This window comes from Vibrio pacinii DSM 19139 (assembly GCF_000711795.1).
GTDB lineage: Bacteria > Pseudomonadota > Gammaproteobacteria > Enterobacterales > Vibrionaceae > Vibrio > Vibrio pacinii.
The window spans coordinates 428,285-451,018 of the sequence record NZ_JONH01000001.1 but is presented as its reverse complement, the minus strand read 5'-3'; the positions used below and the strand labels follow the sequence as shown (position 1 = coordinate 451,018).

Genomic DNA, 22,734 nt, shown 5'->3' with positions numbered 1-22,734 from the left:
TTATTCTTATCCGGTGTAATCGATTGCGCTGAAATCTTTTATTCTATTTCGTTAAATCGTGCTAATCACAACTGGCAACACTGACTTGAACTCCCTATAATCAGGCGGTTTATCTAAATTTGTCCTAATGCACAGAGCTCGAATCGTTGAGTGATGCTAGCATTAGCATATGACACCAATCTAAATCATCGGGTGCAAGAATAATGTCTGATAATAATCAATGCGTCATCGTCGGTATTGCTGGCGCGTCTGCTTCTGGAAAAAGCTTAATCGCGAGCACTATTTACAATGAGCTTCGTGCCAAAGTGGGCGATCATCAAATTGGTGTGATTACGGAAGATTGCTATTACAACGACCAAAGCCATTTGAGCATGGAAGAGCGTGTTAAAACCAACTATGACCACCCGAGTGCACTAGACCATGACCTTTTGTGTCAACATCTTGAGCAGCTAGTTCAAGGTGAGTCGGTCGAAGTACCAGAATATAGCTATACAGAACATACCCGCACTGAACTTACCACCACAATGACACCTAAAAAGGTGATTATTCTGGAAGGTATCCTTCTTCTAACTGAACCTCGCTTGCGTAATATTATGCATGCAACCATATTTATGGATACACCACTGGATATCTGTTTACTGCGTCGCGTAAAGCGTGATGTGGAAGAGCGTGACCGTACCATGGAGTCGGTACTCAAGCAGTATCAAGAGACGGTTCGCCCGATGTTCTTGCAGTTCATTGAACCTTCTAAACAGTACGCCGATATCATCGTTCCACGTGGCGGTAAAAACCGTATCGCCATTGATGTACTAAAAGCACACATTGCAAAACTTCTGAAAGCTTAGCGATGTTTGCTTGTTTTAGACTTTATTTTTTATGAGATAAGTGGCACTTTTAGTGCCACTTTCTTTTTATGGTCGTCAGATAATCGCGATGATCATTGATACTTGGAGCGGACTTAACCCTTGAGTCTCTCACCAAGCAAGGATAACGCTGATGAAGAAATTTTTCCTAATACTAGCAATTCCGGTAATTGCTCTCCTTGGTGCGTTAGTCGCACTGGTTACGTTGGTCAACCCCAATCAATTTAGACCGTTAATTGTCGAACAAGCAAAAACCCACACAGGTCTTGACCTTGTGATTGAAGGCAATATTAGCTGGCAGTTTTTTCCGTCGATTGGTTTTGAATTAGGCCAAACGGCGCTGCGTAACCCGCAAGGCTTCGACAAACTGAACATGTTTAAGGTCGATAGCGTTGGTATTGATGTGTCGGTTATGCCGCTGTTTAGTCAGCAGCTTGAAATTGGTAACATCACACTTGATGGTGCGGCATTTTCACTTGAGACGCTCAAAGATGGTCGCAAGAACATCGATGCACTCACCAAGGCGCAGAGTGCGCAAGCTGAGCCTGTTGCTGGCGCGGCGACATCTTCACCTGAAACTTCAGATCCGATAGCAGCAGAGTCTGGTGGACCATCAGCATGGACAATCAACCTGGCTGGTGTAACGGTATCCAATGCTTCGGTTGAAATCGTCGATAAGCAAGCTGGGAGCCTAACTAAGCTTTACGATGTGTCGTTAAACTTATCTGAATTTGCCGTTGATACTTGGACAAAAATTGACTTTGCCGCCAAAGGTGAAGCCAATCAGCAGCAGTTCACCGCTCAAGGTGATGGCGAATTTAAACTCGCTCCAGGTTTCAAACAGTACGCGTTACGCAACATCAATCTCGATACCACGTTCAGTGATCCTGCAACGCAAATTGACAGCGCAAAAATCGGTTTAGAGACGTTTGAGTTTGATAAAGCCAATGCGCTGACTTATGCAGTTAAAGGTAACGCTGCCGGGTTAGATATTGATATGCAAGGCTCTGCGTCATTGACGGTTGACCAAGCGATTAGCAAGGTGGTGATGAATAAGCTTACCCTTGATGCTACCTTACAAGGCGATAGTTTACCTCAGTCACCGATGAACGTGGATATGGCCTCGGATCTGACGTTTGATCTCACCAAGAGTCACTTAAGCTTTGTGCTTGAAAAGCTGACCGCTAATGCGCTCGCATTTGATGGTAAAGCCGATGTGACGTTGGCTGACATTCCCAAAATCCGTTTTGCGCTGCATAGCCCAGATATCGATTTAGATGCGTTCTTGGTTTCTGCACCAGCGGGCGAAGAGAAATCTGCCACTCCAGCGCCACAGAATTCGCAGACATCTGCCTCTTCTGCTGAACCCGCGAAGCAACCGACGAAAGAGGTTGAACCCGATCTATCAGCACTGAAAACACTAGATGTCAAAGGTGATATTGCAATTGATAAATTCAAAGCAAGCAACGCGCGTATGCAAAACGTCAAAGCAAGCTTTGTGGTCAATCGTGGTGTTGCGGAATTAACTTCATTTACGTCTAATCTGTATCAAGGTTCGATTAACGCCACTGCTCGCCTTAATGCGCGCCAATCACCAGCGTCTTACACGGCGATAAAGCGTATTAAAGGCGTTAAAGTTCAACCGTTGCTGATGGATGTTAGTGGAAACGACAAGCTAGAAGGTACGGGCAACATTGATATCGATGTGCGAGGAACGAGCCTAACCCCGACAGGGATCAAACAGAATTTGTTGGGGACTATAGTGGTTAATTTTGCCGATGGTGCGGTTAATGGCATCAACCTTGCGCAGTTAATTCGTGAAAATTACGCGAAAATTAAAGGTGAGCAAGTACCTGTCAGTGACAACGCACAAAAAACTGATTTCAGTGCGATGAAGGCGACCTTGACGCTCAATAAAGGTAATGTTTCGACCAATAACCTTACCATGCAGTCACCGCTATTGCGTATTCGTGGTGACGGCAGTGCTAACTACCTTAATGAGACCGTCGACTTTACCGTCAGTACTTCGATTGTTGGCTCACTCGAAGGTCAAGGTGGTAAAGATATTGATGAACTGAAAGATGTGACGATTCCCATCAACATCTCAGGAGCATGGGCAGAGCCTAAATTTAAATTGGTTTTTGATGATGTCTTGAAACAGAAAGCGGAAAAAGAGCTCGACCGTGGACTGAAAAAACTTGATGAGAAGCTTGGCGATAAAATCAAAGATGAAAAGACTAAGGAAGCCGTGAACAGTTTAATCAAAGGTTTGTTTAACTAATTCTCTTGCTGTTAGTCTGTATTGGTCAAAAGCAGTGTCATTCATAACGAATGCACTGCTTTTTATTGCCAGTGACCAGTTGATGGTCAGTTACCAGTCAACGCCTTTCAGTGCTTTGACACCAGATTCAAATGCGTGCTTAACGTTTTTCACTTCTGAAACAGTATCGGCCATTTCGATTAAAGTGCGATGTGCGCCGCGGCCAGTAATCACCACTGACTGCATTTTAGGTCGATTGGTAAGCGCTTCAACCACTTCATCTAAGTCAATGTAACCGTAGCTCACCATGTAGGTCAGCTCATCGAATAGCACCACGTCGATAGCGTCGTCTTGGAGCATACGCTTACACTCTTGCCACACTCGTTGTGCAGCGTCGGTATCGGCGGCTTTGTTTTGCGTCTCCCAAGTGAAACCTGTCGCCATTACTTGAAACTCAACGCCGAGTTTTTCGAGTAGGTTGCGCTCACCATTGTCCCACGTACCTTTGATAAACTGAGCAACCGCGGCGTTTAAGCCATGACCAACCGCTCTTGCCACAGTGCCAAAACCAGATGTCGATTTACCTTTGCCATTACCGGTAATGATCAGCAGTAGGCCTTTCTCTTCTTGCGCCGCCGCCACTTTAGCATCGACTTGCTCTTTCACTTTTTGCTGACGAGCTTTGTGACGAACTTCTTTATTGGTTTCAGACGTCATGGGAAATCCTTTTTTATTTAATCAAACTGTGGCTATGATAGCCCAATCAGCGAGATGCAAATACCTATGATTTTTATGGGAAAGTGACGTCAATGGCGATTAGGAGCACGATGAGTAACAAAATTTTAGTGGTGTGTATGGGCAATATTTGTCGCTCACCGACCGGAGAAGCTATTTTACGTGCGAAATCGCAACAAATGGGTGTTGATGTCGACATTGATTCGGCAGGCACAATTGGCTATCACCAAGGAAATCCACCGGATCCACGCGCGAAAGCGGCAGGAGAAAAGCGTGGTTATTCGTTCAAAGGGATTCGTGCTCGTAAAGTTATCGACAGTGATTTTGAGCGATTTGATCTGATTTTAGCTGCGGATGAAGACAATCTTGCCGATCTTAAGATGCAGTGTCCTAGCCATTTACAACACAAACTCAGGCTATTTCTTAGCTATGCTGACTCAGACTATGAGGAAATTCCTGACCCCTACTACGGCGGCGACAGGGGATTTGAGTTAGTAATAGATTTGATCGAAGAAGCGTCAGAAAAGATTTTACGCTCTTTATAAATTCTCCCCTCGTTATCAACTCAGGTTCATTGATTCAATGAACCTTAAGCTGCCATTACTCTGCCACTAAAGTAGTCGTTTGAAACGATATATTCGGTGTTACGAATCAGTTCATCTTGAATTTCTGCCCAATGCGAATCGTTATGTTGAGCGGCAGGCACGACGCCACCAACACGAATGTTAAACGGAGTAAGCTCCTTTGCCCAGCTTTGGGTAAAGCCCGCTACCATAGACGTTGCGTTGTCAAAACCAGACAGATCTTGATAGTCGGCATAAGCAATGACATTGACGATGACGCCATTTTTTTTCTCTTGGCGCATTCTTTCTGCGGTGGCTTGACCAAAAGTAAATAGGGTGGCAGCCATTAAAGAGAGCCGCTGGGTGAAAAGATCACTGGCGCGCTGATCAAAAATGTTGGGCATCGCTTCTGCGGTCAGTGCATTGATCAAGACGTCGGGGGAACGTTTGACATTTTTATCTATGAACGAGAAGAGAGCCTGAACGGAGGCAAGCGAATGGTCGTTAAGAGTGAACTGAAACACTTGATCTGAGATGGCGCTACATTGTTGATAAGCCTGCGATAGTTGCGGTGTTTTTTTATCACACAGGATGACCGTTGCGCCGAGTGAAACAAAATGTTGCGCTAATGTGCTACCGATTTGAGAGCCAGCTGAAGTTACTAATATTACAGCAGTTTTTATATCCATGGGCTTAATCCCTTACAAGCAATGACAGCGCATAATTGCGCCTGTATAGCATGGTTGATTAACTGTTGTTTAGTTGTGAATAAGGTCAAATAACCTTGTCAGTGAGTCAGGTAATTTACGATTATTTGGCATCATTCACACTCTACGAGTAAACGGTTTTATCAGTTCAACAAATGAGACGAACAAACTGTGATCCTATCGATCCTTTGCGGATTTAATACCACTATTAGTGATCGATAGACTATCGATAGGGGCAGAGACTAAGCTTGAGCCTGAAGCTGGAAGGTACGCTGTGCTTTAATCAGTTGATGATAAAGATCAACCGGTATTAACTTTTTCGGTTCATGTTCCGCTAGCATTCTGCGTTGGTGACCGGATAGGTTGTGATAAACCTCTTCAGGAAGATCATGCGTTTCTTCTGGAAGGTACGCTAACGCATCGGGCTTGAGGTAGTGGCATAGTTTGGCGCTAGGAAGGCCAGCACTGTGGAACAACTCGGCTTGCTGTGCAGACTGCTGATATGAGCTTTGATCAGAACGCAGTGATTGAGGCATTTGCAACTCAAAGCGTTTACGCAACGCTTGTTCGCTTGAGTCGGCCTGATCGAGTTTTTCTATTGGCGTGTTATCGCGCACATCATCAGAGAACATCGACAAAATTAAAGCAAAGTCAGCACGACGACCTTCATGCACGGCATGGTTTATCCCCGTACCGAATTGAAGCTCATTAATAATGGCGGCTTTGTCTAATGTATGAATGTGCATAGTGCCTCTCTTTTGATGCCCTTATAACGACTAACTTGAGAGAAACTTTAGAAAAATCAGAATTTGAACCAATAAAAAAGCCAGCGACTGCTGGCTTTTTAAGCGACTAAATTTTAAATCCTAGGGGAGAGGGTTATTTTGCTAGGTTTTCTGCAACGAAGTCCCAGTTAACCAATGCCCAGAAACCGTTCATGTAATCTGGACGAACGTTACGGTAATCGATGTAGTAAGCGTGTTCCCATAGGTCAACAGTAAGAAGTGGTGTTGTCCCTTCTTCTGTTAGAGGCGTTGCAGCGTTAGACGTGTTAACGATCTCTAGAGATCCGTCTGCTTTTTTCACAAGCCAAGTCCAAGAAGAACCAAAGTTATTGATTGCTGAATCAGTGAACTTTGCTTTGAACTCTTCGAAAGAACCGAATGCCGCGTTGATTGCTTCTGCAACGGCGCCTGTTGGTTCACCACCTGCGTTTGGCGCTAGACAGTGCCAGTAGAAAGTATGGTTCCAAATTTGAGCTGCGTTATTGAATACGCCACCGGTAGAAGTCTTGATGATCTCTTCTAGAGATTTACCTTCGAACTCAGTACCAGGGATAAGACCGTTTAGCTTAACAACGTAAGTGTTGTGGTGCTTACCATGGTGGAAATCTAGAGTTTCCGCTGAAATATGTGGTTCTAGTGCATCTTTTGCGTAAGGAAGAGCTGGTAGTTCAAATGCCATTACTCGATTCTCCATTTATGTGAAAGAGTGACCTCTTTCGATTGCTTCCAGTGTTATTTATTATTCATGGTCAATCTAAGTTGCCACGAACGATTTGCTGACTTGCGATATAGTTTAGCAAGTTTTTACTTTATTAAAAGCATCGCTGGCAAATTTCTATATGAAATTTCTTTATTAGTCAGTGTTGATGGATCTCAAAATTGCTTAAGCTTGTAAGACCATACACATAATAGGCTTTTTATTCTGTGCTAATGGTTTAGAATGTTCGACAAATTTGCAAAAACTCCATTTAAGAGGAAGCAATGGAAACTATCGATAAAATTAAACAGCAAATCGCAGAGAACACGATCCTTCTTTACATGAAAGGTTCGCCAAAACTTCCAAGCTGTGGTTTCTCTTCTCAAGCAGCTCAGGCGCTGATGGCATGTGGTGAAAAATTTGCTTACGTTGACATCTTGCAAAACCCTGATATTCGCGCAGAGCTACCTGCTTACGCGCAGTGGCCGACATTCCCTCAATTATGGATTGAAGGTGAATTAGTTGGTGGTTGTGACATCATCATTGAGATGTTCCAAAAAGGCGAACTGCAGTCTTTGATCAAAGAAGCCGCTGAGCGTAACCCGTCAGAAGACCAATAATACTGGTTAAATTTACAGTTTTTCTTGATTTATAAGGGCCACATTCGATAATGTGGCCCTTATTGTATCTGGCTATTTGTACTGTATGTCTCGTCTTTTTATTGCCGAAAAACCCAGCCTTGGCCGCGCGATTGCTGCGGCTCTCCCTGGACCAAAAAAAAATGACCAAGGTTTTATCCGTTGCGGTAACGGTGATGTGGTTACTTGGTGTATTGGTCATTTGCTTGAACAAGTCGAGCCAGATGCTTATGACGATCGTTATAAAAAGTGGAATCTCGCCGATTTACCGATTGTCCCTGAGGTATGGCAATTAAGACCGAGAAAGTCGGCCAGCAAGCAACTCTCTGTCGTGCGTAAATTGCTTAAGGAGTCGAGCCAGATCATTCATGCTGGCGATCCAGACCGCGAGGGGCAATTGCTGGTTGATGAAGTCCTCGATTATTGCAAAGTGACTAAAAGTAAAAAACAAACTGCGCAACGTTTACTTATTAGTGACTTAAACTTACCAGCCGTGAAACGTGCGCTGAATCAAATGCGCAGCAATCGTGACTTTATCCCTTTGTCTGTTTCTGCTTTGGCACGTTCGCGAGCTGACTGGTTGTATGGGATGAATATGTCGCGAGCTTATACACTGCTTGGCCAAAAGGCGGGCTACCAAGGTGTATTGTCGGTCGGGCGTGTACAAACGCCTGTACTCGGTTTAGTTGTGCGTCGAGACGAAGAGATAGAGAATTTCTCCCCACGTGACTATTTTACCTTGCATGCGTTGATCCCTTATCAAGACGATGCGCGTCAATTTGATATCCGCGCCCGCTGGAAGCCGAGCGAAGCCTGCAAGCCTTGGCAAGATGAAGAGGGACGAGTCCTTAATCGTAAGTTAGTCGAGAATGTTGCCAATCGCATTGTCAATCAACCAGCTACCGTGGCGGAGTCAGAGCAAAAACAAACCAAGCAAGCCGCGCCACTGCCCTATTCGTTATCAACACTGCAGATAGATTGCGCTAAGCGCTTTGCAATGAGTGCTCAGCAAGTGTTAGATACCTGTCAGTCGTTGTATGAAAAGCATAAACTGATCACCTACCCACGTTCTGATTGTCGCTATCTGCCGCTGGAGCATTTATCTCAGGCAAGCAGTGTTTGTGATGCGATCGGTAATAATGCCAAAGAGCTTGAGCAAGCGGTGCAGGGGGCGAACCTATCACTTAAGTCGAAAGCGTGGAATGATAAAAAGGTTGACGCGCACCATGCCATTATTCCAACCCCCAAGAAAGCGTCACTTAATGCGCTTTCTGCCAGTGAAATGAAAGTTTATCAACAAATTGCGCGACAATATTTGATGCAATTCTACCCTGCGGCAGTGTATGCAGAAGCCAAGTTAGTGTTTGACATTGCGGGTGGGAGTTTTGTTGCCAAAGGTCGACAATTGGTTTCTGCTGGTTGGAAAGCGTTGCTGGGTAAAATTGATGATGAGGACGCCAATGTCGATAGCGTACCAGCCTTGGCTGAAGGATGTGTGCTCACTTGCCGTGAGGGTGAGATCAAAGATTGTAAAACCGAGCCTCCAAAACACTTTACCGAAGCCACTTTGCTTCAGGCGATGACAGGTATCGGTCGTTTTGTTGAAGATAAAGAGCTAAAAAAGATCCTCAAAGAGACCGATGGACTTGGTACCGAAGCCACTCGAGCGGGCATTCTCGATACCTTGTTTAAACGCCAACTTCTTCAACGACAAGGTAAAGCAATACTTAGCAGCGCGGCAGGACGAGGCTTGATTCATGCGTTACCTGCAGAATCGACCTATCCAGATATGACGGCCAACTGGGAGCATCAGCTGCAAGGAATGGCGGAGCGCAATCAAGCGTATCAGCCCTTTATGCAGGCTTTGCAACAAAGAATTGATGGATTGATGCAACAGGTTCGTCGTGGTGAAGTGCCAGAGTCATTGCGTCATTTACCTAAGGTTGAACGCCCTGCCTACAAGAAGCGAAGTAAAGGCGGTTATCGTAAAAAACCAACAGCAAAAAAAGGGACTAACACGCGCTAACCTACTTGGCGTCCGCAGCGTTTAAATAGTTGTTGCCAGTAATGAACATGATCACGGATCGCGCGGCGAAATTGGTTGTGATTGTTTACCAGTGGATAAACGTACGGGTGAAGTTCGGGTTGAGGTTCAAACAGCGTTAATGCTGGATTAAGGATCTGATAGTAACTATCGAGCTGCGCCATATACGGTTGAATAACGCCAACGTATTGTTGTGCGAAGACATTGTTTAGATATTTGAATTTAGTGGTATCACGTTGCGCGTCACAGATAATTGTTTCATCAAAGGTATTGAGTTGACGGGTGACGGTATCAAGTTGGTGGGTCGCATTAACTAATGAAAAGTTCAGATTGCCTATAACAGCACTCTTTTCTAACGTTTCCTGCACTTGTTGGATTTGGTGTGGCTCGCCAGTGAAAGCGCGTTGAATATGTTCAAGTGCTTGGCCGACTTGCTGCACTTGCGGCGTCAACGCTTTCTCTAGCCAATGATTACCTGAAAGCTGATGCTGCATGGCCTCACTGGTATAAAGTAGGTTCCATTGATGAGCATTAAGTTGAGCTTGTTTCTGGTTTTCAATTTCCGCCAGTTTTTGTTTTAGCTGCGCATCGATGATGTCGTTCGCCTGGCACTGGGCAAGACCCATCAGCAGCTGCCGTTGGTAGTCATAACGGTGAAACTCATCGGCAACTTTACCCAGTACTGAATTGCGTTCGGCTATAAGGTTAAATAGCCCACACTGGCGTAGTTGGTAGCTGTCTAACAGGCCAATCGATAGCGGCTCTATATCGATGAAGAGCTCTCGCTTACGTGGCAATTGAGCTAAGGGGGTCGGCGTTATGCTGACTGTTTCAACATCCTGAACGCGGGCAACTCGACTTAAGTAATCTTGGTACCAGTCGCGTGGATTGTCAGACCAGCAGCCATTGAGTGTTAGGATCAATAGCGGCATCAATAAAGCATTAAGTCTTGTTGATTTGCTCATGAACGCCATCCTTTTGGTCAAGATGCAATGATGAATCGGAGTATGACAACCTCAAGCTATTATCTACAAATAAGCGTCTGCGACCACCCGTCTACCCGTCATCGATTTTTGATATGTTGAACTTGAGGGTAGGAGGGGGGAGCGGACACATTACGCCATTATTGAGACTGTTTAAGCATGTAACGTGATCAAAATGATGTATCCCCCCCTTTCTTCCTTGGCCTCTTATCGAGTTTAGGTCGCGGTCAGTGTTGCTTTGTCTAAAGCGAGACTGTTGAGGGTAAAGCCAACCACTGCCGGTGGGGTATTTTCATCCAGCCCGAGCGAGGCTTTAGGCAGAGCCCAGACCGTAAATTGGTAGCGGTGCATTCCGTCACCAACAGGGGGACAAGCACCACCGAAACCCACTGACCCATAGTCAATACGTACTTCTTGGCCACCAAGTTCACTTATCTTTGCCCCTCGCACAAGGTGATCAGTTTTTGCAGGCAGATCAAGTGCGATCCAATGCCAAAACCCACTGCCAGTCGGGGCATCTGGGTCATAGGCGGTAATAGCAAAGCTTTTGGTTCCTTCTGGAATATCGTGCCACTGTAATTGAGGCGATTGATTTTTACCACTACACCCCCAACCAGCATACTCAAAGGTTTTTTTCATGGGATGACCTTCGGTAATATCAGTGCTTGTCAATTCCAATGCGGTCGAAGCATTTGAAAATAGCGCCGCCAATAACGCTATTGCCGACAGTGGTTTTGCTAGATTGTACATGTTTCCTTTCCTTATCCTATTCGTTCAATTGAAAAATTTCATTTGGACCACGATGTAGCTATTGATAGGTTGGAGTTTAACTTGAACATTGATTGACGGAGTTTAATCACTATGATTAGTTTTTTAAGCTGCGATTGGATTGCTTTGGTTAGGACGATGGTGTATGAACTGATGATAACGATTTGTTATAAACGAGTGAGCTGCTTATTGCTAAAAGGGTTATGATATTCTTTCACTTATTGCCCATTTTCCACTAACGCCATGATTGCTCTTATTTATCACCCTATCTACTCACAGCTCCCGTTGCCCGACGGCCATCGTTATCCGATTAACAAATATCGCCTGTTATACCAAGCAGTAGAGCGGCGCCGAGAGAGCCAACCGCCGTGGCAAATGGCATTTCGTATGGTTCAACCTTACCCGCTAACGGCAACAGAAGTAGAACAAACCCACAGTCCTTGTTATGTGCAAGCGCTAATCAGTGGAGAACTGCCAGCAGCCAAAATGCGTCGGATAGGGTTTCCTTGGAGTGAAGCACTGATTGAGCGCACGCTCACCTCAGCAGGAGGAACTTGTGAAACCGTACTGCAAGCACTAGAGCACGGATCGGCTATTCACTTAAGCGGCGGTTATCACCATGCCCACTACGACTTTGGTAGTGGATTTTGCTTGTTTAACGACTTGGTCTTGGCGGCTAAGCGTGCACTGCATCAACCGGGAGTGGATAAGGTATTGATCATCGACAGTGATGTGCATCATGGTGATGGGACAGCTACACTGTGTAGTGAGGCGGCAGACATCGTAACCTTATCTTTTCATTGTGATAAGAACTTTCCTGCCAGAAAGCCTGACTCTGATTTAGACGTTGCGCTGAGTCGAGAAACTCAAGATGACGAGTTTTTAAGTGCGTTTACTAGTGTTGTCACAATGGCCATGAATCTTCATCAACCCGATGTAGTGATTTACGATGCGGGGGTTGATATTCACCAAGACGATGAGCTTGGTTACCTTGATGTCTCTACCGCTGCCATTTATCAACGCGATCACTTTATGCTTGCGCTCGCCAAGGAGATGCAGATACCGATAGCCTGTGTCGTGGGGGGAGGGTATCGAACCGATCATCACCAACTAGTGCCGATACATATGCAGTTATTAGAGGCTGCGTTCCGTGTTTATGGATAACACGTGCTTTAATGGATAACAATAGAGGGGGAAGCTATGCAACATCGTATTCGTGCTGCCGGGGTATTGATTCGTGATGGCGCCATGTTGTTACTGCGTGTAAAAGACTTTAGCGGTGAGTATTGGATTCCGCCCGGAGGCGGTTTAGAAGAAGACGATAAAAGTACTAAGCAATGTTTGATCCGTGAGTTCAACGAAGAAGCCGGGCTTAAGATCGACGTTGGTGAGCTCATTTGTGCGCGCGAATTCTATGAAACGCACCTAGATCGCTACAACGCAGAATTCTTTTATCTGATTGATGATTACCAAGGTGTCCCTCAACTGAGCAATTTAGTTGGGCTCAATGATGAGAACTATATTCAAGCGCTCGATTGGGTGCCGATTCCGTTACTTGAAGATATGCGAATTTACCCCAAAGAGCTCAAAGGCAAGGTGTTGGATCTAATTGAAGCAGGACGGTTTTCTAATCATCTTGGCAGCTATGTGCAAGGAATAAGAGAAGACATTAATCAACTGTGACAGCAATGGTTATTGGCTGTCCGAAAAACACTGACCTCATGGGGCAAGTGATCATCTTCAAAAGTAATGCTCGTGGGGCTTGGTTAGATTTAGAAATGAAAAAAGCCACTGGAATTCAGTGGCTTTTTTCATTTTAATGTGGCGGAGAGATAGGGATTTGAACCCTAGGTACGCTATTAACGTACGCCGGTTTTCAAGACCGGTGCTTTCAACCACTCAGCCATCTCTCCGTATGGGGCGGATAATATAGGGGTTGAGAAAACTTGTAAACCCCTATTTATAGCGTTTGATTCATTATTGAGCGTTTGACTTTAAAAATGAGTTCGAATGACTGATTTTTACACTTTACCTAGTGGATTTAGCAAAGAGGCGGCGTTGAGGCTCACTACGATGAACAATGCTACAAACAAAAATATCGCGCTGATGTCGCAATTATGCTTGTGTACCCAAGCAGAGTCTCGAAAAGCAAAAAAGAGAGCCGAGGCTCTCTTTTTCAGGTGTATTGGTCGGATATACTGGATTCGAACCAGTGACCCCCACTCCCCCAGAGTGGTGCGCTACCAAGCTGCGCTAATATCCGATACCTGTAATCTAAACATAAAGTGGTCTTGGGTCAATCCCATAACATTATGATTTAGTTGCTTTTAGCGTAAAAACGTTGCAGTTCAGTCAAACCTTGCATCAAGACTGGCAAGGTTGGATTGTCATCTTTTAAGCGCTGATAGTTGGCATCGTATAATTTGTAGTTACCAAATTTATCAATCACCGTGGTGTTCTTGGTCGTAATCAATGCCAGCTCACGTGAATCACCAGCTAAAATCCAACGACGATTACGCTCATCAAACAAGTTACGTCCACTACTAAAATCGTTCGGGTTCGATGAGACGCCTAATAAGTCTTGCAGAATCGTTACCGATAAATCGAGATGGCTGGTTCTGTGCTGATATTCGGCGGCGATTTTCCCTGGCCATTGAATAACCATCGGGACTTTTAGCTGATATTGGCTGAAATTGGAGTTTGACCCCCAGCTATTCGACCCTGTTTCGTTAAACTCCGTCGCATGGTTAGATGTGATCACCACCACGGTATTGTCTTCAAGCTCTAACGCTTTGATCTGCTCAAGAACGCTCTTGATTTCAAGGTCGGCTGTTGCCACGGACTTAAGGTAGCCTGCTTTGAGTTTCTCTTCAGCAGATTGCTTTTTATTGGTGTCACTGTAAGCCGTAAAACTGTCGACGGTGGTGAGCTCTAGGTAACTAAACCAAGGCTTTTTACCTTGTTGCTGTGCCCATTTGGCCCAAGCATCGATGGCTTGCGAGTCTGCTGATTCGGTGTCGTTAAAAGCGATACCATTGAAGCTCATGCCACGAAATACGGTTTCACCATAGAGAGGCTCGTCAAAGTTATCGCCGCTAAATAAGCCAAATTGGTAGTTCTTATCGATCAGTGTGTCGATAAGAATGGGTTTCGAACCTTGAGTCCTAATGCTGCTCGCGTAGCTGCTTGGCAGGCCATAAAATAGACCAAATATGCCAAATGAGTCATTGCTCGAACTGTAATGATTAGTGAAATTCTGGTGATTATTAGCGAACTGATGCATGGCGGGCATCGATGCTTCGGTTAACACATCGCTACGCAGGTTATTGACACTGACAATCATGATATTGAGTGGGTTAGCGCGGCGGTTAAATTCAATTTTTTCTAGCGGGTAACGAACCAACTCGACACTGTCTTGATTCTGTTCAAGGCGCTGCAGATACTCTTCGCGATCAAGCAGTCCGTGGCGCTCCATGAACGACTTTGCTGTCATCGGGTAAGAGAGCGGGAAGTTGGCGCGTTGGGCGGTAATCGGATTGTAAAAATAGGCGTCAGCCCAAACGTAAATCAGGTGGCTGGCGATAAAGCTGACAAAAAACAGCGCCGCGATAGGGCGTCCGACATGTTTGTGAGACAGTTTGCGTTGCTTACGCCATACCCACTCTGACAAGGCCAATTGCAGTAAAAAGATCAGAGGTAGTACAACAAACAAGTGCTGAAGGTCGGCGCTTATTCTTGAGCTTTCATCGCTAAACAAAACTTCCCACACCACAGGCGTTAGGTGCAAGTTAATGGTTTGATAGGTCTGAGTGTCGACCAATAGGATCGTTAAGCCAACGGTAGCAAAACAGACCGCCAGCAAACGGAACAGCTTGCGTGACGGTATGACGAATGTAAGCGGGAATAGAACGAGCAAGTAAAGAGCGAAAACCAGAAAGCCAAAATGACCAACCCAAGATACCGCAAGGTAAAGCTGACCGAGCAAGGTTTCTGGCCAAGGTGACTGAGTGATATAACGGGTTCCAATAAGCATTGCCGCAATGATGTTGAAAAAGGCAAACCAATGCCCCCAACCCACTAAACGCGACACGCGTTCGCCGTATGTGTTTCCGTTATCGACCATGTCAGTGTTCTATTATCCGTTATTATTGTGGTGTTTTATTCTTCAACTGAAGAAACAAGTGCTTGTGCGAATTTTTCAGCAATTGCTTTGCGTTGTGAAGCCCCAACATCTTGATTTAAGACATTGGTAGCGATATTGCCTGCAATCATTAAGGCAAGATCTGGACCAACTGAATGTTTTTCAAGTACAGCAGCAACTTCCGCTAGGATGCGTTCAACTTTTGCGTCACTGTATTTAGATGTAATCGGCATAAAGACTCTAATGATGATAGTAAAGCGGCTTATGATAACCTACAATGCCACGCAACTGAAACCTACGCAGCGATAAATTTCATCATGAGCCTTCATCTCTCTAACGTTATCCTTCACCAATTACAAAAAAACGATTCAGATGAACTAGTTGTCAACTTTCGTGCTGAATCTCTTGCCAATGATGCTGCAACTGAAAATCTGGTTGCTGAGCTTCATCGAGTATTTCATTCAAAAGCCGGCAAAGGTTTTGGCAGCTTTAAGTCTGACAGCGAATTTCAGTTGTGGTTGCAAGATTTACGTCAAGAAAAGCAAAGTTTTTATGATTTCTCACAATCAAGCGCCAATCGTCTCAAAAACGAGCTAGCCAAATACCCATTTGCTGATGAAGGTATTCTAGTGATTGCGGAATACCAATCTTTAGCAACGGACTATTTATTCGTGGCGATTATCCCATCGAACCAGAGCTTGAAAGTGACCGAAGGCCTAGATATTAGTGCGACCGATTACCTTGATTTGAGCAAGATGGACATTGCCGCACGCATCGATTTAACCAGTTATGCAACAGACAAACAATCCAATCGTTACTTAGCTTACATCAAAGGTCGCGTTGGCCGTAAGGTGGCGGACTTCTTCCTCGATTTTCTCCAAGCCGAAGTTGGTTTAGATACCAAACAACAAAACCAAGTATTGATGCAAGCAGTTGATGATTTCTGTGCCGATTCAAAGCTCGAAAAAGACGAAGTGATCAGTTACAAGAAGCAAGTTGCGGATTACTGCAATGAACAGATCAAAGTGGGCGATGAAGTACAGGTTCGTGAACTGTCCGGTGAATTACCTTCATCACAAGATGGCACAAGCTTTCTCGACTATACCCAAGCTCAAGGCTATGAGCTGGAAGAGAGCTTTCCTGCTGATCGAGCGACGGTACGTAAACTAACAAAATATGTCGGAGCGGGCGGTGGCTTAAACATCAGCTTTGACAGTTTGCTGATGGGTGAACGTGTATTCTACGATCCAGAAACCGATACCTTAACCATTAAAGGCACGCCACCTAACTTGCGCGATCAATTGACACGCAATAAATAACCTCATCATCGAAGGACTAACTGCAACATTTTTGTAGTTAGTCCTCCACTTCTGCGCCACAATGTATATGCTTGTATTAAAGGGAATTTATATTTTTTAAGGATGAGCATGGGTGGCAAGACACTCAAACTTGGAATGGGGCTATTGATCCTTTGGCTTATCAGCATGTTACTGATTGCCAGTAATTACCGTTCTACGTTCACAACCAAAGAACAAATTTATGAACTCGGTAGTGCTCTGCAAGGCCTTCGCGAGTCATTGTCACTAGATGCACCGTCACGAATTGAACGTGCCGATGTTGAGTCCCTCGATCTGCAATTAGTCTATGCGCTCCGACTGCAAATAGAGACCCATGGCCAAGACTACTGGTTTGTGCCTGATACACAACAGCTGTTTTACACCACTGATCGCTATATTGAGCAGACTCAAATCTATCTGGATAACAATATAAATCTGTTGACCTTGGTCGAAGCGATGCGCGCCATGCGCGACAAGTACCAATTTGAGCCTGAGATTTCACAACTGTATTTTAAATTGGCCACCAACGTACTGGATGCCATTTTCAGTGAAAATGACTCTAACCCCGCAATTTATCGTGAGCTCGATGACATTTATACTTTTAGTGAAGCACTGCCCGCTCAGCAAGCTAAAGATCTGCAATCGGTATTGGCGCAGGTTTCGCAAGTACTGAGTGGTTATGCCCAAGGTCAGTACATATTAAAAAAACTCATTAATCATGATGTTTACGCTCAGGTCAACACACAACGTATTGCGTTCAATGGTTTGCTCACCGATTATATTCTGCTGGCTGGTGGGGTAAGCATGCTGACCCTTTGTCTGCTTGTTGGCTTGATTGCTTATAGCTTACGTTACTCCCAGCCTGTAAAAAAAACCAGTAAGCCACTTGTGGCTGCACCACCGCTGTTTGAGGAGGTTGAACCTGTGTCTGAAAATGTGGAGAAGATGGCGATGACGGTGTTAAAAGACGAAACGGAGATCGATTTTGATAAAATGCTTGATTCTCTCAGCAATGATATCGAGTCTGTTTGCATGTTATTGGAAGTCTTCATTGAAGATCATACTGGCGACGCGGAAAGAATACAGCAATTACTTAGTGATGCCCCCCAAGATGCACAGCGCAAGGCACATAGTCTAAAAGGCGTGGGAGGCAATTTGGCGGCGATGAAGTTACGTGAAGTAGCAGGTGAAGTAGAACTTGCGATAAAATCGGGTCAACAGCCGAGTGATTCGGTGATGAAAGAGCTTAAGCTGCGACTTGATCGAGCGATTTATGAAAGTGAGCAATTTTTACAAAGTCATCAATCCTAAAAAACAAAGCGCCTCATTGGAGGCGCTTCAGACATTAAACGGTTTGATTGGCTAATTGCGTTTGCTCTTCTTCACTCGCCTCAGCAGTTGGTTCACATTTATCAACGAACCAGCCCATGTATGAAGTGACGATAGTGACGATGATACAAACGAAGCTCAACCACATAAAGGGAGCATAAGACAGCGTCGCAACACCTAAAATACTCGCCATGTATATACCATTATCACTCCAAGGCACCATGCCTGACGTCAACGTGCCGCCAAATTCAGCATTACGCGATAGGTTTTTACGTTTGTAGCCCAAGCGGTCGTAGTTTTTAGCGCAAATTTTTGGCGTTAAAATCAAAGATACATACATTGCAGAGCCAAAAACGTTACCCATAAACGCAGTACCAATCGTACTGGTGGCCAGTGAACCAGCGCTTTGAACTCTTCGTTCAAACAGTTTAGCAATAGTTTCAAGCACACCGACTTTATCCAGCAGGCCACCAAAACCAAGACCAAATACGATCACTGCGACAGAGCCAAGCATTGAGGACATGCCGCCACGGTTTAGAATAGAGTCAATAAAGCCAATGCCAGATTCTATTTCAAACGGTGCCCATGCGGTGTTGAATGCTTGAAGGAAATTGACGTCTTGGATCATCACCGCCCAGATAATACCTAACAAAGAACCAAAGCTAATCACTGGGAATGAAGGCATACGCATGGCCAAAAGACCCAATACGATAATGACTGGAACGAACGAATAAGGGGTGATGTAGAACTGTTGTTCCATGGCTTGAATAACCGATTGCACTTGGGACATATCCACGTTACCTGCGTAGTGGAAACCAAATGCGGTAAACATAATACCAGTGATGATGTAGCTAATTAGCGCCACTGGCAGCATGCCTTTAATGTGCTCCATGACCTCAACATTTGACATAGAAGAAGCCAAAATTACTGAGTCAGACAGTGGGGACATCTTGTCGCCGAAATAACATCCTGACAGTACGGCACCAGCGGTAATTGGTGCTGGGACGCCAAGGCCTTGACCAATCCCCATCATGGCAATACCAGCCGTACCGGCAGCCCCCCAAGAGGTACCAGTTGCCAGCGCGGTTAACGAACAGATGATCATCGTCGCGAGAAGGAAAATAGAGGGATGAATCGCTTTCAGACCGTAGTAAATGATGGTCGGAACAATACCGCCCGAAATCCAAGTGCCGACCAAAGCGCCAACCGCTAAGAGGATCAATACCGCACCTAAACCATTTGAAATACCGTTAAGTGCCGCTACTTCGAGATCTTTGTATTGATGACCTAAACGAATGCCAAGAACGATAATGATAAACCAGCCAATATACAAAGCCAGTTGAATTGGGAGATCAAGCTTAGCGGTGAACGAGAACGCAAGCAGAAGAAATAACCCAAGTGAGACAACAACCTGCAACAAGCTAGGCAGGCGGGGGGAGTGTTGTGTCATGAGGAGCCTCTTAATTAGTGTTATGAGTGCATACAAATAAATGAGTTTACTTAGATAGGGTGTGAGCCCATTTTTTAGATAGGATGTACTTTACAGTAGCTAGAATATTATTTCGAGAAAATGTCCAATTGCTGTGATTTGAGTCTTTTTAATGTTTAATGTGCAGATTAAAATGTCGTAAAAAGTTAAATTTAACCAAATGAAATGTTTTGTAATGTAAACGATTTGTGGCACGCTTTTTTCGGTGTTGTTTAATCTTGATGTTTTTAGGACGAACCAGATAACAATGGCAATAAAATCAGCCAAATTTATCTTTGATCAAGTAAATGACCAGATATGGCTAAAATTTAACCGTTTAACGCAATTTCCCTTGAGATTTTGCTTCGAACAATGAATATTGGTGTATTCCCCTTTGAATTAGATTACATGGAGAGTTGAGAATGAGAGTAGGTTTAGTCGGTTGGCGTGGCATGGTAGGTTCGGTCCTGATGCAACGCATGGTAGAAGAAAAAGATTTCGATCTTATCGAACCGGTATTTTACAGCACATCTCAAGTCGGTATCCCAGCTCCAAATTTGGGCAAAGATACTGGGCTACTACAAGACGCTTTTGATATTGAGAGCCTCAAACAGCTTGATGCAGTGATCACTTGTCAAGGCGGAAGTTACACAGAGAAAGTATACCCAGCACTCCGTCAAGCAGGTTGGAAAGGCTACTGGATTGACGCGGCATCAACACTGCGTATGGCGCAAGATTCAATCATTACGTTAGATCCTGTTAACCTAAGTCAAATCCAACAAGGTATTCACGCTGGCACCAACACGTTTGTTGGCGGTAACTGTACCGTTAGCTTGATGCTAATGGGCCTTGGTGGTCTATTTGAAAAGGGCTTGGTTGAGTGGACTAGCGCGATGACGTACCAAGCCGCCTCTGGTGCGGGTGCGCAAAACATGCGCGAGTTGATTTCTCAAATGGGTGTGATTAACGACTCGGTCAGCTCTGAATTGGCAAATCCTTCAAGCTCTATCTTGGATATCGATAAGAAAGTCGCAGATACCATGCGTTCTGCTCAGTTCCCGACGGACAAGTTTGGTGTACCTTTGGCGGGCTCATTGATTCCATGGATCGATGTGAAGCGCGATAACGGTCAGAGCAAAGAAGAGTGGAAGGCTGGCGCGGAAGCGAACAAGATCCTTGGTTTCCAAGATGCACCCGTACCAATCGATGGCACGTGCGTCCGTATCGGTGCAATGCGCTGTCACTCTCAAGCTCTTACCATTAAGCTCAAGCAAAATGTGCCGATGGATGAGATTGAAGAGATGATCGCTACGCACAATGATTGGGTTAAGGTCATTCCAAACGATCGTGACATCACGGCCGCCGAACTGACTCCAGCCAAAGTCACTGGCACGCTCTCAGTCCCTGTTGGCCGCTTGCGCAAAATGGCCATGGGTGATGATTTCTTAAATGCCTTTACCGTTGGTGACCAATTGCTGTGGGGCGCGGCTGAGCCACTACGTCGTACCTTGCGTATTATTCTTGCCGAGAAAGGCGAATAGTACCAGACTCTTGCTTAGAGTTGAGAGTGTGACCTGTTCAGTCATGTTGCCCTCTGGTAATAAGCTGCATTGCTAGTAAAAAATCAAGGCTGACGCTCTTACGTCAGCCTTTTTTGTCTCCAATATCAAAACTCGCGATAATCAAAACCATCCATAATCAAAACCATCCATAATCAAAACAAAGATACGTTATCCCCATTGATGAAATGCAGGGATTACTCTTTCGTTTTGACCACTCGATTATCAGGATCTGCCAGTTCGCCGCCGCAGTGTTTACAATACATGGCGTCAGATTCATGCCCAGAGCGTGAACAATTAGGACACCGAACCAAAGATTTGTGAGCATTCATTTCTTGATGCAGTTCTGCGGTGATGATACCTGTCGGCACCGCTATAATCGAATAGCCCATCAACATGGTTAACGATGCGATAGCCTTACCTAAAGGCGTTTGAGGCACTAAGTCGCCGTAACCGACGGTAGTAATGGTCACAATGGCCCAATAGATGCTTTTGGGAATACTGGTAAAGCCGTTTTGAGGCCCTTCAATGATATAAATCAGAGCGCCGAAGATGGTCACAAGAATTGCGAGAGAACTGAAGAAGACCAAAATTTTTCTGCGTGCCATAAGCAATGAACGCAATAGAATATTGGATTCTTGTAAGTAACGCACCAGCTTCAACACGCGAAATATACGCAATACACGAATGGCGCGAATTACGCCCATAAATGAAGCCGCCGGAAAGAACAAGGTTAAATACGTGGGCAAAATGGCGAGAAAATCAATCACACCATAAAAGCTTTTCGCATAGGCTGCAGGCTTGGGTGAGCAGTAAAGACGTAACAAATATTCAATCGTGAATAGGCCGGTAAACGTGTATTCAAGATAGCGCAATTGTTGTGCCCACTGAGCGCGGATCGAGGGGACTGACTCTAATACCAAAACAATCAGTGATGAGAGGATGGCAATGATAAGGGCGATATCAAATACCTTTCCTGCTCGGGTATGAGTACCAAAGATAATAATGTAAAGCTGATTTTTAAGTGTATCTTGCGACATGATAGAAAGACCAGTGAATGCATCTTTCTATCATAGCGACTTATTAATGATCAGGCTAACCCAGGAAAGAGGTTACGTAGACCATTGGCGATAAATTCAATACCTAAAGCGCCCAAAATCAGGCCCATGATACGAGTAATGACGTTAATGCCAGTTTGGCCTAAGAATCGAACAATCAATGGTGCTGAGCGAAACAGCAACCAAGAGCACAAGCAGAAAAGGCCAATCGTCAAGGCAATGCCAACAGTATCGAGCATGCTTGGGTAACGTGCGCCGTAGACGATCGTTGAACTGATTGCGCCTGGTCCTGCCATTAGAGGCATTGCTAATGGAACCACACCAATTTGTTCGCGGCTAACGTATTCACTTTTTTCCTGTTTGTTCTGTTTATCCTCGCCCAACTTACCGCTCATCATTGAAAACGCAATACTCAGCAATAGCAATCCGCCAGCGACGCGGAAAGAGTCTAGTGAGATGCTGAACATGTCGAGCAGCATTTGCCCTGCGAGTAATGACATAATCAAAATAATCGCAACGGCTAGGTTAGCGGTTGTGGCTGTTTTGTGTTTTTCTTCCATGGTCATATGGCCAGTAAGAGAAACAAAAACAGGCATGATACCCACAGGGTTTACCGCAGCGACTAAGCCAAGGAAAAACTGCAAGAAAATAGCAGCTTCGAAAGTTTGCATAAACGATACCTCCACTAAGGTGAGATAAAGAACAGGTGATTTGCGGAATATAGTCTAAATTATGCTCATGAACGAATGAAAAAAACTAACGTCAAAGGGATTTCATTACTGAGAAAATCTTATGCCTG

Annotated in this window: 21 protein-coding genes and 2 tRNA genes; 10 read left to right on the top strand and 13 right to left on the bottom strand. The window is 44.9% G+C overall.

Going from position 1 to position 22,734, the window contains the following annotated elements; all coding sequences use genetic code 11:
• Positions 1 to 203 precede the first annotated feature (203 nt).
• Entirely contained in the window at positions 204 to 845 is a 642-nt protein-coding gene (udk, locus tag BS19_RS01900) for a uridine kinase (RefSeq protein ID WP_038172985.1), read from the top strand.
• Positions 846 to 996: 151 nt separating this feature from the next.
• Positions 997 to 3,144, top strand: a complete 2,148-nt coding sequence (locus BS19_RS01895; RefSeq protein WP_038172984.1) for an AsmA family protein — start codon at positions 997 to 999, stop codon at positions 3,142 to 3,144.
• Positions 3,145 to 3,234: 90 nt separating this feature from the next.
• On the opposite strand, the gene cobO is transcribed toward BS19_RS01895, so the two are convergent.
• The gene (cobO, locus tag BS19_RS01890) at positions 3,235 to 3,840 is read right to left on the bottom strand and encodes a cob(I)yrinic acid a,c-diamide adenosyltransferase (RefSeq protein WP_038172983.1); all 606 of its coding nucleotides are present in this window, start codon (positions 3,838 to 3,840) and stop codon (positions 3,235 to 3,237) included.
• 110 nt (positions 3,841 to 3,950) lie between these two features.
• Here cobO and BS19_RS01885 point away from each other — a divergent pair, with 110 nt between their 5' ends.
• Positions 3,951 to 4,403, top strand: coding sequence for a low molecular weight protein-tyrosine-phosphatase (locus BS19_RS01885; RefSeq protein WP_245609243.1), 453 nt, complete (start codon positions 3,951 to 3,953; stop codon positions 4,401 to 4,403).
• Positions 4,404 to 4,447: 44 nt separating this feature from the next.
• Here BS19_RS01885 and BS19_RS01880 read toward each other — a convergent pair whose 3' ends face one another.
• The 3 genes from BS19_RS01880 to sodB form a co-directional block, all read right to left on the bottom strand.
• Positions 4,448 to 5,110, bottom strand: a complete 663-nt coding sequence (locus BS19_RS01880; RefSeq protein ID WP_038172982.1) for an SDR family oxidoreductase — start codon at positions 5,108 to 5,110, stop codon at positions 4,448 to 4,450.
• 260 nt (positions 5,111 to 5,370) lie between these two features.
• On the bottom strand, positions 5,371 to 5,874 hold the full coding sequence (locus BS19_RS01875) for a VC2046/SO_2500 family protein (RefSeq protein ID WP_038172981.1): 504 nt from the start codon (positions 5,872 to 5,874) through the stop codon (positions 5,371 to 5,373).
• 133 nt (positions 5,875 to 6,007) lie between these two features.
• Positions 6,008 to 6,592: a superoxide dismutase [Fe] gene (sodB, locus tag BS19_RS01870; RefSeq protein ID WP_038172980.1), complete on the bottom strand. Its 585-nt coding sequence runs from the start codon at positions 6,590 to 6,592 to the stop codon at positions 6,008 to 6,010.
• 302 nt (positions 6,593 to 6,894) lie between these two features.
• Here sodB and BS19_RS01865 point away from each other — a divergent pair, with 302 nt between their 5' ends.
• Both BS19_RS01865 and BS19_RS01860 read left to right on the top strand, forming a co-directional pair.
• Positions 6,895 to 7,230 (top strand): Grx4 family monothiol glutaredoxin, encoded by a 336-nt coding sequence (locus BS19_RS01865; RefSeq protein WP_038172979.1) that lies wholly within the window; start codon positions 6,895 to 6,897, stop codon positions 7,228 to 7,230.
• An 85-nt stretch (positions 7,231 to 7,315) separates the two neighbouring features.
• Positions 7,316 to 9,274: a DNA topoisomerase III gene (locus BS19_RS01860; protein WP_038172978.1), complete on the top strand. Its 1,959-nt coding sequence runs from the start codon at positions 7,316 to 7,318 to the stop codon at positions 9,272 to 9,274.
• Here BS19_RS01860 and BS19_RS01855 read toward each other — a convergent pair.
• Complete coding sequence (locus tag BS19_RS01855) at positions 9,271 to 10,257, bottom strand: DUF3080 domain-containing protein (RefSeq protein ID WP_084185922.1); 987 nt, start codon at positions 10,255 to 10,257, stop codon at positions 9,271 to 9,273. The two genes, BS19_RS01860 and BS19_RS01855, sit on opposite strands and share 4 nt — an antisense overlap.
• Before the next feature lie 234 nt (positions 10,258 to 10,491).
• Positions 10,492 to 11,025, bottom strand: a complete 534-nt coding sequence (locus BS19_RS01850; RefSeq protein WP_038172976.1) for a YbhB/YbcL family Raf kinase inhibitor-like protein — start codon at positions 11,023 to 11,025, stop codon at positions 10,492 to 10,494.
• 261 nt (positions 11,026 to 11,286) lie between these two features.
• Between BS19_RS01850 and BS19_RS01845 the strand changes: the two genes are divergently transcribed.
• Positions 11,287 to 12,207, top strand: coding sequence for a histone deacetylase family protein (locus BS19_RS01845; protein ID WP_038172975.1), 921 nt, complete (start codon positions 11,287 to 11,289; stop codon positions 12,205 to 12,207).
• A 36-nt stretch (positions 12,208 to 12,243) separates the two neighbouring features.
• Positions 12,244 to 12,726 (top strand): NUDIX domain-containing protein, encoded by a 483-nt coding sequence (locus tag BS19_RS01840; protein WP_038172974.1) that lies wholly within the window; start codon positions 12,244 to 12,246, stop codon positions 12,724 to 12,726.
• A gap of 139 nt (positions 12,727 to 12,865) precedes the next feature.
• Here BS19_RS01840 and BS19_RS01835 read toward each other — a convergent pair.
• The 4 genes from BS19_RS01835 to BS19_RS01820 form a co-directional block, all read right to left on the bottom strand.
• A tRNA-Ser gene (locus BS19_RS01835) sits at positions 12,866 to 12,956 on the bottom strand.
• A gap of 273 nt (positions 12,957 to 13,229) precedes the next feature.
• A tRNA-Pro gene (locus BS19_RS01830) sits at positions 13,230 to 13,306 on the bottom strand.
• A gap of 54 nt (positions 13,307 to 13,360) precedes the next feature.
• Entirely contained in the window at positions 13,361 to 15,166 is a 1,806-nt protein-coding gene (locus tag BS19_RS01825) for a DUF3413 domain-containing protein (protein ID WP_038172973.1), read from the bottom strand.
• A gap of 35 nt (positions 15,167 to 15,201) precedes the next feature.
• The gene (locus BS19_RS01820; RefSeq protein WP_038172971.1) at positions 15,202 to 15,417 is read right to left on the bottom strand and encodes a YejL family protein; all 216 of its coding nucleotides are present in this window, start codon (positions 15,415 to 15,417) and stop codon (positions 15,202 to 15,204) included.
• A gap of 84 nt (positions 15,418 to 15,501) precedes the next feature.
• Here BS19_RS01820 and yejK point away from each other — a divergent pair, with 84 nt between their 5' ends.
• Positions 15,502 to 16,503: a nucleoid-associated protein YejK gene (gene yejK, locus BS19_RS01815; RefSeq protein WP_038172970.1), complete on the top strand. Its 1,002-nt coding sequence runs from the start codon at positions 15,502 to 15,504 to the stop codon at positions 16,501 to 16,503.
• Between the two features lie 108 nt (positions 16,504 to 16,611).
• A complete protein-coding gene (locus tag BS19_RS01810; RefSeq protein WP_038172969.1) occupies positions 16,612 to 17,832 on the top strand; it encodes an Hpt domain-containing protein in 1,221 nt (406 codons plus the stop codon).
• A gap of 34 nt (positions 17,833 to 17,866) precedes the next feature.
• Here the strand turns inward: BS19_RS01810 and nhaC are convergent, their stop codons facing one another.
• Positions 17,867 to 19,300, bottom strand: a complete 1,434-nt coding sequence (gene nhaC / locus BS19_RS01805; protein ID WP_038172967.1) for a Na+/H+ antiporter NhaC — start codon at positions 19,298 to 19,300, stop codon at positions 17,867 to 17,869.
• Positions 19,301 to 19,740: 440 nt separating this feature from the next.
• Between nhaC and asd the strand changes: the two genes are divergently transcribed.
• On the top strand, positions 19,741 to 20,859 hold the full coding sequence (asd, locus tag BS19_RS01800; RefSeq protein ID WP_038172965.1) for an aspartate-semialdehyde dehydrogenase: 1,119 nt from the start codon (positions 19,741 to 19,743) through the stop codon (positions 20,857 to 20,859).
• Between the two features lie 215 nt (positions 20,860 to 21,074).
• Here asd and BS19_RS01795 read toward each other — a convergent pair whose 3' ends face one another.
• Positions 21,075 to 21,917 carry an ion transporter gene (locus BS19_RS01795; protein ID WP_038172964.1) on the bottom strand — a complete coding sequence of 281 codons (843 nt, stop codon included), beginning with the start codon at positions 21,915 to 21,917 and terminating at the stop codon, positions 21,075 to 21,077.
• A gap of 50 nt (positions 21,918 to 21,967) precedes the next feature.
• Complete coding sequence (locus tag BS19_RS01790) at positions 21,968 to 22,606, bottom strand: YchE family NAAT transporter (RefSeq protein WP_038172963.1); 639 nt, start codon at positions 22,604 to 22,606, stop codon at positions 21,968 to 21,970.
• Positions 22,607 to 22,734 lie beyond the last annotated feature (128 nt).

Coding starts and splice junctions, on each gene's coding strand:
- udk (WP_038172985.1), top strand. CDS start 204: ATGTCTGATAATAATCAATGCGTCATCGTCGGTATTGCTGGCGCGTCT.
- BS19_RS01895 (WP_038172984.1), top strand. CDS start 997: ATGAAGAAATTTTTCCTAATACTAGCAATTCCGGTAATTGCTCTCCTT.
- cobO (WP_038172983.1), bottom strand. CDS start 3,840: ATGACGTCTGAAACCAATAAAGAAGTTCGTCACAAAGCTCGTCAGCAA.
- BS19_RS01885 (WP_245609243.1), top strand. CDS start 3,951: ATGAGTAACAAAATTTTAGTGGTGTGTATGGGCAATATTTGTCGCTCA.
- BS19_RS01880 (WP_038172982.1), bottom strand. CDS start 5,110: ATGGATATAAAAACTGCTGTAATATTAGTAACTTCAGCTGGCTCTCAA.
- BS19_RS01875 (WP_038172981.1), bottom strand. CDS start 5,874: ATGCACATTCATACATTAGACAAAGCCGCCATTATTAATGAGCTTCAA.
- sodB (WP_038172980.1), bottom strand. CDS start 6,592: ATGGCATTTGAACTACCAGCTCTTCCTTACGCAAAAGATGCACTAGAA.
- BS19_RS01865 (WP_038172979.1), top strand. CDS start 6,895: ATGGAAACTATCGATAAAATTAAACAGCAAATCGCAGAGAACACGATC.
- BS19_RS01860 (WP_038172978.1), top strand. CDS start 7,316: ATGTCTCGTCTTTTTATTGCCGAAAAACCCAGCCTTGGCCGCGCGATT.
- BS19_RS01855 (WP_084185922.1), bottom strand. CDS start 10,257: ATGAGCAAATCAACAAGACTTAATGCTTTATTGATGCCGCTATTGATC.
- BS19_RS01850 (WP_038172976.1), bottom strand. CDS start 11,025: ATGTACAATCTAGCAAAACCACTGTCGGCAATAGCGTTATTGGCGGCG.
- BS19_RS01845 (WP_038172975.1), top strand. CDS start 11,287: ATGATTGCTCTTATTTATCACCCTATCTACTCACAGCTCCCGTTGCCC.
- BS19_RS01840 (WP_038172974.1), top strand. CDS start 12,244: ATGCAACATCGTATTCGTGCTGCCGGGGTATTGATTCGTGATGGCGCC.
- BS19_RS01825 (WP_038172973.1), bottom strand. CDS start 15,166: ATGGTCGATAACGGAAACACATACGGCGAACGCGTGTCGCGTTTAGTG.
- BS19_RS01820 (WP_038172971.1), bottom strand. CDS start 15,417: ATGCCGATTACATCTAAATACAGTGACGCAAAAGTTGAACGCATCCTA.
- yejK (WP_038172970.1), top strand. CDS start 15,502: ATGAGCCTTCATCTCTCTAACGTTATCCTTCACCAATTACAAAAAAAC.
- BS19_RS01810 (WP_038172969.1), top strand. CDS start 16,612: ATGGGTGGCAAGACACTCAAACTTGGAATGGGGCTATTGATCCTTTGG.
- nhaC (WP_038172967.1), bottom strand. CDS start 19,300: ATGACACAACACTCCCCCCGCCTGCCTAGCTTGTTGCAGGTTGTTGTC.
- asd (WP_038172965.1), top strand. CDS start 19,741: ATGAGAGTAGGTTTAGTCGGTTGGCGTGGCATGGTAGGTTCGGTCCTG.
- BS19_RS01795 (WP_038172964.1), bottom strand. CDS start 21,917: ATGTCGCAAGATACACTTAAAAATCAGCTTTACATTATTATCTTTGGT.
- BS19_RS01790 (WP_038172963.1), bottom strand. CDS start 22,606: ATGCAAACTTTCGAAGCTGCTATTTTCTTGCAGTTTTTCCTTGGCTTA.